Below are 12,613 nucleotides of genomic sequence, written 5' to 3'. Positions count from 1 at the left end.
AGCCCTACGCAGTCTGGTGGAACGGTATGGTTGTATCGCGGGCTATCCCGATGGCACCTATCGCGGGAATCGAGCCTTAACCCGATTTGAGTTTGCTGCTGGTTTGAATGCGTGCTTACAGCAAATTGAGCGTTTACTCCCTAATGGCGAACTGGAGGGGAGTGATTAAGTGGGGATTGAACCGAGCGAAGGTTTGCGTTTGGGTCTGACTTAAATAGCTATCCTCTAATCTCGGGAAAAACTTGATAAACATTGAGTGACTGTTTGCGTCCTCTGAGTTGCACCAGCCCAATGAATTGAGTCGAAAAATGGTCTTTAATATAGTGGTAAGTTTCTTCACTGATTAAAATCCGACAAATCCCGCCATCAATTGATTTGTCGTAACTCTCCAATCGAGCCGCAATATTAACACTATCACCAATGGTTGTATAATTGAGCCGTTGCTGAGACCCCAAACTCCCGGCGACAACTGTTCCCGTGGCAATTCCGACTCTCATCGCCGCTGTGGGAAGCCCTTTGATTTTCCATTGCTGGTTGAGTTGTTCGAGTTTTGCAGCCATGTTTAATGCACAACGAACCGCCGCGATCGCATCTTGGGCAATTGCTTCGGGTGTGGTACTGGGAATGGGAACGCCAAACACCGCCATAACTGCATCGCCAATAAATTTATCCAGGACGCCATCATGGTCGAGTACACTTTGAGACATGGCTTTCATGTAGTCGTTAAGCCAAACCATTAGGAGTTCTGGGTTAGTCCGTTCGGTAATTCCAGTAAAGCCTTTAATATCGGTAAATAGAACCGTTGCAGTCAGTTGTTGTCCGGTGATCTGTCCTTCTTTGAGGAGTTGATGGCGATCGCGCCAAACGGCTTGGGCTAGTTTAGGAGTCACATGTTGTCCCAAGAGATTCATTACCGCTTGTCGGTCTTCCCGTTCAATGCAGGCGAGATAAGCCGTAATCGCAATTTCTGACCCGATTAGGGCGAGTAATGGGGGAATTAAGGGAATCCACCATCCTTGCAAAAAAGCTAGGTATGAACCGACAACCAGAATCGTACCCAACAAGAGAATACTAGCCACTAAATAGCGCATTCGCAGGAATGTCCAGCTAGAAATAGCACCCACACTCGACCAAAAGACGATCCACACTCTTTCTAAGGGTTCAGACCAAACTTTGATCGAGGAACGCCCATCCAAGGCTGCACTCACCAGTTGACTGGTAATTTGGGCATGGATGTCTACACCGTACTCTGCCGTGAGATAACTATTACTGTAAGGGGTGAAGAAAATATCTTTGAGACTGGCGGCTTTAACCCCAATTAAAACAATGCGATCGCGCATTAAATTGGCGGGTATTTTATTCTCTAGAACTTCCGTCAGTGATACGGTGGGAAATGGGTTGCAGCGTTGGGCATTATGTTGGCATTGAGGGCGACGATAATTTAATAGAATCTGATATCCTCCTGTATCCACGTTCATGTAACCGCCATCATTGGGTTGCATGGGAACAAATACCGCTTTCCCTAAACTCACTTTGCCTAGCGCTGGATCAATGGGTTGCAGTGTAATCCCTTTATTTTCTAAATACATCAACGCTAATCGAACGGGCAGACTGTATAGTTCTTGACTTGATGCATCCGTTTGATTATTGTCCTGTCTAATCGATAGCAAAGCCCGACGCACCCGACCATCTGCATCTAATAAAACATCGATCGCACCCACCTGATTGCGTTCTTTTAATATTGGTGGTGCATCAACACTTGTACCATATTCATCCCCTAGAACTTTCTGAATACCAATTAAATTGGGGGTCGAACGAAACACCTCAACCAAGTCTTGATGACCCGGTTCCACGGGTAAATCGCGATAAATATCTAAACCAATTGCACTAGGCTGTTGGGCTTTGATATTACGGAGTAATTGGGCTAATGTGGCATCCGATAACGTCCATTGCTTTAAGGTTTGAATATCTGGTTCATCAATCGCAACAATAACAATACGCTGATCCAGGGTTTCCCTAGGACGCCAGCGCAAAAATTGGTCATAGGCTGTCCATTCCCATAACTGTAACCCTCCCATTGAACGCAATGTCAAGACTAATCCAGTGATGGTTGGGACTGTAATTAAGACTCCACGCCATTGCCAAAGAATCTGCCTCAGATTTTTAAACATTTTTGAGTTATTGGTGCTTGATCTGGCGTGTGTATTCCCAATAACTGACTCATCAATTCTCTACAGTACAGCAATTAATTAAAGGTTTGGGGGCGATGTCAGTCAGTCCCACGGTTTTTGACTGTAATAATTCGTTCCAACTCAACATGATTTCTGGTTTATCGGGTTGAGAACGTCGCAACTCAGCCAGGATTTTCATCATGTCATACCAAATCCCCAATTCCCCATAGAGGGCAACCTGTTCTAGTGGTGTCGCTGTTTCTAATTGTTGAACTTGTTCTGGCTGCAGTTCAATGAATTGAACCTGTTCTTGTGCAAAAACATCTTCTGTTCGGGATTGGCGATCGCATATTATCGCGACTTTCCAGGTATAGGTTTTGTTGGGTTCTAGAGGCGGGGCTTCGGGGGGGAGTTGGAAGCTAATAATTCCAGCGGTTTGTTTCAGCGGAAATGTGGTTTGATAACTATACTCTTCCTCTTGATCCACCAGTGTAAATTCCGCTGCTTCAGCCTGGGTTGGTGGTAGGTAGATTAAGAAGGTTGGATACTCAACAGATGTTAATCGGGGGCGATTTGGGCTAATACTGGGTGTGAGTAGCGTCAGTCTTGAATGATTAGACGCACTGGATTGGGAATCCAGAGTTGAGCAATTGCCACGGGTAGCCCCCCCAGCGCTGGAACGCCCATCAGGTGCGCCAGGTGTTTCGGGTGGCGGGATAAAGGATAAGGTTGGTTCGGGTGTCACGGGGGACGGTTCAGCCAAAACAGGAGTCTGTAGCTGAGAAACGAAAGCCAGTCCCAAACTAAACGCGATCGCTAGATTTATCAGATTCAGAGATTGAGGGGTACTTTTTCTAGTCATGGTGTCTAGAGTCCTTCTGATCAAAAAGATGAAAAGCAGTTGTTCAGGAAATAACACGCTAAAGCATTATCTTTTTCCCATTGCCTCTGTATCAAACTATAGTAATTAAATGCATTGAGTGTCACTCAGTTAGCCTTACTTTTGCTATAAGAGTCCAATTTATTGTGAAGACAGAAAAAAAATTACAACCAATTGCCGACTAAGATAAACGGTGCCCAGTAGTAGGGATGGTTATAGCCTTGTTGCAATAAACTTAATTGGGCATAGCGCAAGGCAGTCGCTTTATTGAGAGTTCCCTGGTTCAGTTCTTTGTAAAACTCTACCATGAGTTGAGCGGTGGAATCATCTTGTACAGACCAGAGTGTAGCCAGGGTGCTGCGTGCCCCTGAGCGAGTGGCAATTCCAGCTAAACCGAGAGCCGCTCGTTGATCCCCTGTAGCAGTTTGGCAGGCACTCAGAACCAGTAATTCAATCGGATAGTCAGGTTCAGCTTGAGTGGAACGTAGGAGAGTCTCGAAGTCTTTGGCTTTAATTTTTTTATCCCACGCCAGAATAAATGTTTCCTCTGGATCAGAACTAAACTGACCATGAGTGGCTAAATGAACCACTGAAAATGGCTGGGTTTGGAGGTTATCAGTCAGGTTGACACTGGTAAAGTTCTGATTTAAAAGTTTTAAGGCGGAAACCTTATTGGTAATTTGCGACAATTCCCACTCAACGGCGGGTAGGGGCGAAAACCCGGAAATGGACTGACTCACGCCTGCGGTTAAGACTTGCAGCCGCTCTGAGATTAGGGGTTGCGGTGAGAGCAGGTGTAAACTGGGGGCGATGGCTAGACTATAGGTTTCTACCAGATAATGTTCACCATCGTATAAAGCTGCCATGGGTAGATTCCGCAAGGAACCATCTAGAACAAAGACTAACGTGGTGATGTCGCTTTGGGTTAATTCAGTCTCCGCCGGACGGATGAGCCAGTCGTAGAGGTTTTGCGCCAAGGTCAAACGCTCTTTTTTTAAAGAGGTGGGTCTAAAGGATTGGCGCATTTGGTGAATGATTTGTTCAACTTGGACAGAGGAAGCCTGAGTCGCATAGTGGCGTAGGGGTTGCCCCGGTAAGGACAAGATCACTTCTAGTCGGTCAGGTAAAATAATCGGATAGAAAACGGCGGCGGTGGGATCAATGTGATCAATTTGTTGGGGTTGACTGGTTAAACAGGCTTCTTGGAAGAAGTTATCCAGTTCTGCCAGTTGCAGGGATTCAATCACCTCACGGGCTTGTTTAAGGTGGGCTTGGCTGACTTCTTTTTCACCGGGAAGGGGTTGCAGGAGTAAGCCGACGAACTCCCGATAGACGGGTTCTACACTCTCGCGGAAGGAAAATTGAACGGTGTCGTTAATGGCGACTAAATCAGTACGGAGTGCTTGCAAAGTGTTCACGGCTTGGTCATAAGCTGCGATCGCACTTTGGGCATTGCTTTGAGCCTTGAGTAATCGCCCCAGTTGCCATTGCCAGCGATAGGCAAGTTCTGGCGCCTTGATGGATTGAGCTAAGGTTAAAGCCTGTTCGGTGAGGGTTTGGGCGTTAGCGAGTTGCTGAGTTTGTTCGTAGAGTTGACCCAGATAACCGAGGGCGTAGGCTTCCACCTGTCGATCTTTCAGGGTTCTGGCTTGTTGGGTAATGGTGGCGAGTAACTGGGCAATTTCTGGGGCGTTCCCAGATGCATCATGGCTCATCTGCATCAGGCTGCGGGCGACGTTAATCTGGGCATAGAGGGTTTGGCGACTGGCGGGGAGTTGGGCGAGTTGGGGTTGCAGTTGAGTCCACAACTGGCGGGCGGCTTGTTGCTGCTGGGTTTCGACGAATAAACTAAGCTGATTGGCTTGAGCCTGGAATTGGAGAGTTGGGGAAACCGTGGTGGCGGCGGCTTGTTGGTAAAATTGGATGGCGTCTTCGATTTGGTTTTGAGAACGGGCGGTATTGCCGAGACTAAAGAGGATGGCGGTACTATCTGGAGAGGAGGGTAAGGCTTTCGCGATCGCCAAACTTTGGTCTAGGATTTGTCGAGATTGGTTTAAGTCACCCGTAATCCGCAGCAGATCACCGAGCGATCGCAATCCGGCTATCTTAGTTAGGGAATCTGGCTGGGCGGCTAAGGTTTGCCGGATTTGGTCTAACAGGTTTCTCGCCCGCAGGTAAAGCCCTAAGGCTCTCATGGCGTGGGTTTGGTTGATTAAGCTGCGTGTGACGCCTGTTTCATCTCCGACTTGTTGATAGGTTTTCGTGGCTTGTTCCCAGGTAGCGAGGGCGAGTTCGGCTTGTCCTTGTGCCAGTTGCAGATGACCTTGGGTATTTAAGGCTTGAGCTAATATTTTTAAGGGGTTTTGGGATGTGTTTGGGTTTGGGGTGGAAAGTAAGTTAAGGCTGGTTTCAATCGCTTGATTGGCTTCATGCCATTGTCCCAACTGGCGATAGGCTAATGCCAGATTACTCAGCACCATCGCTTGATTTAAGGTATCACCTTGAGTTGTAAAGGCGTCTAGGGCTTGTTTCCAGACGGTTATCGCCGCCGCATAGTGTCCCGTTTGATAATCATTTTTACCTTGTTGTACGAGTTGGGACGTAGTTACTGTTAGGGACTCAATAACGGGTGAAGTTTGGGCAGTTGTCTCTACGTCAGTTACGGTTGCTACGGTTGGGGATATAGTCAGATTCAACAATAGCGTCATCAGAGTAACGCTGATTGCCAAACCCAAATACTTGAGGAATTTAGGTTTAAACCATAATGTCAAGAATTGCGAAATCCTTGTAGTGCGAGCATCTTGCTCGCTACCCATTCCCAATTTAAATGCGTGACAGCTTAAGCTTTTGTCTTCACTATTGCCCATTCCCCATTCCCGCTGCGCGTAGCGCTATAGTGTTTTCATTTGATTTGTGAACCCCACCCCTGCCCTCCCCTTAGCAAGGGGAGGGTTTGGGAGGGGTAATATTTTCACGTACAGCTTGGAACTGCTATATCCCTAGTAATCTGAACAATTCGCCGGGTTATTCCAGTTTCCAGAAGGTGTAGCTGTAGGAAATTCAGCCACTAAAATAATCTGTCCATCCGCCGTTTTCACCCAACCTTGAGCCTCAATAATTCGATTGGGGGAATCATTTTGTCCCCTCTCCGTTTCCCCCTGTACCTGCATCTGTGTCTCCTCTGACAGAGTTCCTAAATCATCTAAAACAGTATCCAAAGTAAGCACATCATCCGGAGTGGGTGGCACACCGCCTCGCCCTGTCACCACAAATCGACTACCACCATTCTTACCCATTGCGGGACAGCCTTGGATAATTTGTCCCGTCGGATCAACAAAATTGCTGGGTAATTCCGTCAATCCCCGACTAGGATCAAGGGGACTATTGAGGGTAACATTACCCGGAGAACCAAATTGGGAACTAGCATCAAGATCATTGCTGCGATTTCCCTCAATCGCTGGACGTTCTTGAATCCCGAAAATCCCTTGACCTGAGATAGTAATATTACCGCCGTCACCCTGATCAGCTTTGGCAATAATATCGCTACCATTCGCGCCGTCTGGGGGTAGGACAATTAAGTAGCGAGTATCAATATTGATATTACCGCCATCAGCATTACTAAAGGCTTCGGCAGAAATTAGGCTTTCGTTGCTCATCAGCAACACATCCGATAGATTTAGGTTGATATTTGCCCCTTCCTGGGCGTTAGTGCCTCCAGTTTCTGCTGTCAGCTTGCCTTGGTTGAGGCGTAAAAAATTGGTAGTAATTAGCAGATTTCCGGCTTGTCCAGAGGGACTACTAACGGTTACGGCGGCTTGATCCTGAACAGACAGTCGTCCTGTTTTAATGGTTAAGTTTCCTGCTGTACCGCCTTGAGTGGCTTCTACCGATAAACCTCCGTCTCCATTTAAGTCTACAGATTCGGTGGCATTGATGGTTAAGCTGCCAGCTTTCCCCGTTTGAGTCGATGCCGCAATCAGACTATTGTTGACATCTAAGGTGTCTAAACCTTGTAGGGTAATATCTTCACTTTCACCAGAGATATTGGAGGCGGAAACTTGCGAATTTTCCGTTAGGGTTAACTGTTGAGTATTTAGGGTGACACCGCCTGCTTTCCCACCTGCTTCTGTGGCTTCCACCGATAGGCGACTATTACTTAAAGATACCGACTCAACCGGATTTTCGGCTGAATTAATCCTGACACTTCCGGCTGTTCCGGTTTGGGTGGATGCGGAGAGTTCACTATTGTCCGTTAGCTCTACGTTCTCTAAGCCAGAAAGAATAATATCTTGGCTTTCACCAGAGATGTTGGAGGCGGAAACTTGCGAGTTCTCTGTTAGGGTTAACTGTTGAGTATTTAGGGTTACACCGCCTGCTTTCCCGCCTGCTTCTGTGGCTTCCACCGATAGGCGACTATTATTTAAAGATACCGACTCAACCGGATTTTCTGCTGAATTAATCCTGACACTTCCGGCTGTTCCGGTTTGGGTTGATGCTGAGAGTTCACTCTCGTCAGTTAGCTGTACGTTCTCTAAGCTAGAAAGAATAATATCTTGGCTTTCACCAGAGATGTTAGAGGCGGAAACTTGCGAGTTCTCTGTTAGGGTTAACTGTTGAGTATTTAGGGTTACACCGCCTGCTTTCCCACCTTCTGTAGTCGCGGCGACGGAGAGGCGACTATTATCACTCACTTGCACTAAATTAGCCGGATTGGAGTTAGTATTAATGGTTAAACTTCCCGCTTCACCCGTTTGAGTCGAGGCGGATATAGCACTATTGTTGCTAATTGTCAAAGTATCCAACCCTTCTAGGATAATCCCCTGACTGCGACTAAAGACATTAGATGCTAATATCTGTGCCTCATTCTCCAGAGTCAACTGCTGCGTATTAAGACGAACTTCTCCCGCATCGCCACTGCTTGTCGCCGCCGCCGACAGTTCCACGCCATCAGTGAGGGTAAGTTGGGGAGTCGTCACCTCTACATTCCCCGCATCCCCTGTACTCCGGCTTTCTACCGCTAACCGTCCCTGTCCCGTAATAGTAATCGCTTGGGGCGCACTGAGGATTAAATCGCCCCCTTTGCCACTTCCAGAGGTAGAAGCCGACACTTGGGAATCAGGCGCTAGGGTAATATCTAGGGTTGATTGATCCTGATAGGGTTTCAGGGTTAAGGTTCCAGCGGGAGTTGGTCCCTCAGTTTCAGCAAAGACACCCACAATTCCGGCTAAATTCATCGTGGAGGCATTTAACCTGATACTACCCCCTCCCTCTGTATTGGTGGCAGTTTCAGTAGCCGTGGCAGTGATACGGGCAGTATCAGAGAGGGTTAAAGTTGGAGTATTGATAATAATGCTGCCAGCTTGACCTGCGTCACGGGTTTCGACAGACAAAATCGGGGAAAAATCATCCACACCAATACCCAGATTCACCGCCGTGGGAGCATTAATAGTAATTGCACCGCTATCGCCACTCCCGTCGGTGAAGGCAAATACTTTGGCTCCCCTGGCAACGGTTAAGGTGGAGGTATCGAGGGTAATGCTTCCGGCGTTTCCCTCTGCTGTGGTTGAGGTGGACAGTTCAGTTTCTTGGATATCTAAATTTGTGCTGGTCATTTGAATGTTACCCGCATCACCTGCGCCTGAGGTTTCTGTGGTAATTCGTCCTTCTCCCTGAATCGTTACCGAGTCGGGAGCGATAATTGTTAAATTGCCTCCGGTTCCCTGATTAGAGGTAGAGGCAGAAATAGACGTATCCTGTTCCAGATTAATGTTTAGGTTTTCTCCATTGGGGTGAGATTGAAGGGTAATGTCTCCGGCATTGCCGAGATCGTCTGTTGTGGTGATGATATTGGCTCCATTTTGTAGGGTTAACGCTGGGGTGGTGAGGGTAATCCGTCCAGCATTGCCTTCATTGGTGGTGCCAGCAAATAGTCCGCCACGTTGAGGTTCGCCTGCGTCGGAATATACACCTTGGAACGCTATGCCTTCTCCAGCATTGATATCGATAGTTCCGGCATTTCCAATGTTACTGGTATTACTAATAATTTGACTGTTATTGAACGTGACTAAACTGGGGCTGCTTAACGTGACATTCCCTGCTTGATCACGACCATTGGTGTCACTTTCAATGGAACTATCGTTGACGGTGAGATTACCTGAACTGGTGACAGTGACATCGCCCGATTGTCCTTGACCACCAACCTCCAAGGTTATGGTTCCCAAAAATGGTATTTGCACTTCCACACGTCTGCTCGTCAGGATACGGGTATTGGCAATGGATAAATCTCCAAACCCATTGAACACAACATCTCCAGCTTCAGCAGAAGAGGATAGCGTTAAGATTTCCAGGTTGGTTATGTTGTTTTGAGCGGCTATCGTAACATTTCCACCCCTTCCTGCTGTGCCTTCCTGAGAGAGGGCGAAGGAAGACAGGAGTGAGTCTCCAGAGGTTCCGATAATATCGCCACCTTTAGCCATCAGAGAAATTTCTCCCCCATTCCTGGCATTTGCAAAGATCGAGAGTGAGCTGGAGTCCAACTCTTGGTTGGTCGTGATATCACCGGAGTCAGAAGAGAGAATAATTGCCCCCCCATTCCCAGCATCCCCACCGACAGCGAGCGAGGACGAGTCTAACACACCGTTGGTCGTGATATTACCGGAAACAGAAGACAAAGAAATCGCCCCCCCATTCTCAGTAAATCCATACGAGAATGATCCGGAGTTCAAAGAATCGTTGGTCGTAATATCACCGGAGTCAGAAGAGAGAATAATCGCCCCCCCATTCCCAGCAACGCCAGACGATCCGGAGTCCAACCGTTGATTGGTCGTGATATTACCGGAAACAGAGGACAGAGAAATCGCCCCTCCATTCTCCGCAACCTGATTCTGCGAGTTTGACTCCGATATCAACTGACCGTTGGTCGTGATATCACCGGAAACAGAAGACAAAGAAATCGCCCCCCCATTCCTGGCAAATCTCCATGAGAACGACGAGGAATCCAAAGAACTGTTGGTCGTAATATCACCGGAGTCAGAAGAGAGAAGAATCGCCCCCCCATCCCCAGAGTCCCCACCGTAAGAGTCCAACGAGTACGAGTTCAAAGAATCCTTGGTCGTGATGTCACCGGAAACGGAGGACAAAGAAATCGTCCCCCCATCCCCCAAGTCCGAGTACGAACTCAAAGAACCGTTGGTCGTGATATCACCGGAAACGGAGGACAAAGAAATCGTCCCCCCATCCCCAAAGTCCCAGTACGAACTAAAACCAGAGTCCGAGTACGAATTCAAAGAACCGTTGGTCGTGATATCACCGGAAACAGAGGAAAGAGAAATCGCTCCCCCATCCCCAGAGTTCGAGTCCGAATTCAAAGAACCGTTGGTCATAATATCGCCACTGGCTCTCAGAGTAATTGCCCCTCCCTTAACCGAAGAGGAAGAATCGATGGTTTCTACAGTGATACTGCCACTAGCATCAAGACTAATCGTGCCAGCATTAACAGGATGGTTCGTCTCCAAATTTTCCACACTGATGCTACCGTTGGTGGCATTGAGATTGATTGAGCCACTCTTTCCAGTAATCGGAGTTTTAAATATCAGTTGTGTCCCAATCGCTTCTCCCCAAGGTGCAGTATCACCAGCCCGGAATAACGTGCCAGAATCCCCACTATAATTATCAGTTACACTCAAAGTCCAAGTTCCTGTGGGATTCTCACCCTGAAAAACCGCCAATCCTCCAACACCTTCAGGTTGAAATGTTCCATTAGAAGAACCCAAATATATACTAATATTCGATACAGCACTAGCCGGATTAATACTCGTCGTCGCTTCATCATCGAGTAGGGTGTCCTGGAAATTATCATCGGAAAAATCAAAGGATTCCACACCACTGAACAACTCTAACTCTGTCCCACCTGGTGAGCTAAGAGAAACATCAAGATTGCTATGGCTAGTATGTTGTGCCGAAAACCGCACATCCAGATTCTCGACAGTTGACACCGAATCAGGCACAGTGAAGGTGAAGATAGTGGTTGTTCCATTGTCCGGAATTGGTCCACCTGCCTCTACATCTACTATTGCGATCAAGTCACCCCCCTCAACCGCACCTACGGTATCAATATGCCCCAAGGTCAAATTCGCCCCGGCAATCCCAATATCCCGTCCATTCGTATAGAGGGTATCTTTGAGAGTATCCTCCATCACCACCGAACCCACCCCGTCACTATCTGCATCGGCAGTTAACGCAATCCCCCCACTTCCAGAGGCAAAGACTAAAGCATCATCCGTTAAATCCTCAATCCGAATATCATTCGTTGCCTGTAAAATAACAGTCGTATCCCCCGATAACCCCTCCAACTCCGACTCATAAATTGTCGTCGGTGCCGCATCATTAATCTCACTCAATGGCGCACTCAAAATCGCCCCCGTCACCCCGGAATTATTCCCAGCAAACGTATCCGTACCATCCGCCGCACTATCCGCTGAACCATTGGCAATGACAATATTTGTCGGGTCAAGCAGCAATGTCCCCGATACCCCATTCACTGCCGTTGTATCCACCGTCCCCCGAACTATCAACTGTTCCTTTCCCGACACCTCGACAAATCCACCATGTCCCCCATCAACTCCCCCACGGGCGCTAATCGTGCCATAAAACCCTGTCACTTCATCTGCCCAAACGAAGACATTGCCCCCATCGCCCATTGTCAAAGCATCCGCATTAATCGTGACATCTGAACCAATGAAAGTACGCAACGCATTGGCAACATCACCCTTACCCTGAAACCCTCCGCCAATCAATACGGTTCCACCACCCGTTTCGGCAGACACATCAATCTCAGCATTATCTAACAGCCCCACCCGTTCTCCTAACACCTGAACTAACCCCCCTGGTGCGATGAGAGAACCCGTACTGGTAACAGTGCTGCCGAATAAAGTTACAGACTCTCCTGAATTGACCGCTAAATTTCCCTGATTAGAGATATTTCCTATCGGCGAATTCGTCCCATACTGCAATCCGGGTGTGATGTTAATCGTCAACAATGGCGGCGCTTGGGGATTCGTGGCGCTAAACTCACTGCCATCGGCAAAGGTAAAACGATTGGCTGTAGAGGCAAAAAAGGAACCACCAATATCCAACCAGGCATTCTCACCAAAAATCATCCCATTGGGATTGATTAAAAACAGATTCGCCGTGCCATTTGCCCGAATCAAGCCATCAATATCTGAAATACTAGAACCCGTCACCCGACCAAAGATAGTCTCAATATCCAAGGCATTATTGAAAAATGCCTCACCCCCCGTCGGCACAGAAAATTCTTCAAAACTATGGAACAGGTTCATCCCCCGTACTGTTCCCCCATCAATCTGGCAAACTGGACACCCCGTCACCTGAGAATTGACCGGAAGTGTATTATCAGGCACAATTTGAGCCGAAGCCGGACTAAAACTTGCCCAAACGCCGAAAGCCAGACTACTAATAATTGAAACCCGCCACCTCACCTGTGCCATAGCTGTTCAAAGATAGTGGATAACTATTACTATAATCCAAGTTGAATCTGTAGGCG

Annotated in this window: 4 protein-coding genes and 1 pseudogene; 1 reads left to right on the top strand and 4 read right to left on the bottom strand. The window is 47.8% G+C overall.

All coding sequences use genetic code 11. The annotated features are described in order from the left end of the window. Positions 1 to 148: pseudogene (locus tag RID53_RS06745) on the top strand (S-layer homology domain-containing protein); the annotation flags it as partial. Positions 149 to 218: 70 nt separating this feature from the next. Here RID53_RS06745 and RID53_RS06740 read toward each other — a convergent pair. The 4 genes from RID53_RS06740 to RID53_RS06725 all read right to left on the bottom strand — a co-directional run bounded on the left by RID53_RS06740 (position 219) and on the right by RID53_RS06725 (position 12,557). Beyond that, a complete protein-coding gene (locus tag RID53_RS06740) occupies positions 219 to 2,171 on the bottom strand; it encodes a CHASE2 domain-containing protein (RefSeq protein ID WP_446387382.1) in 1,953 nt (650 codons plus the stop codon). Positions 2,172 to 2,223: 52 nt separating this feature from the next. Beyond that, complete coding sequence (locus RID53_RS06735) at positions 2,224 to 3,033, bottom strand: DUF928 domain-containing protein (RefSeq protein ID WP_446387381.1); 810 nt, start codon at positions 3,031 to 3,033, stop codon at positions 2,224 to 2,226. Positions 3,034 to 3,215: 182 nt separating this feature from the next. Continuing rightward, positions 3,216 to 5,918, bottom strand: a complete 2,703-nt coding sequence (locus RID53_RS06730; RefSeq protein WP_446387380.1) for a CHAT domain-containing protein — start codon at positions 5,916 to 5,918, stop codon at positions 3,216 to 3,218. Between the two features lie 132 nt (positions 5,919 to 6,050). Next, positions 6,051 to 12,557 carry a two-partner secretion domain-containing protein gene (locus RID53_RS06725; RefSeq protein ID WP_446387379.1) on the bottom strand — a complete coding sequence of 2,169 codons (6,507 nt, stop codon included), beginning with the start codon at positions 12,555 to 12,557 and terminating at the stop codon, positions 6,051 to 6,053. Positions 12,558 to 12,613: the final 56 nt, after the last annotated feature.

The sequence above is a fragment of the Coleofasciculus sp. B1-GNL1-01 genome (assembly GCF_040220235.1).
Taxonomy (GTDB): domain Bacteria; phylum Cyanobacteriota; class Cyanobacteriia; order Cyanobacteriales; family Coleofasciculaceae; genus Coleofasciculus.
The sequence above is the reverse complement of the archived record's forward strand: the minus strand, read 5'-3'. Positions and strand labels throughout refer to the sequence as shown.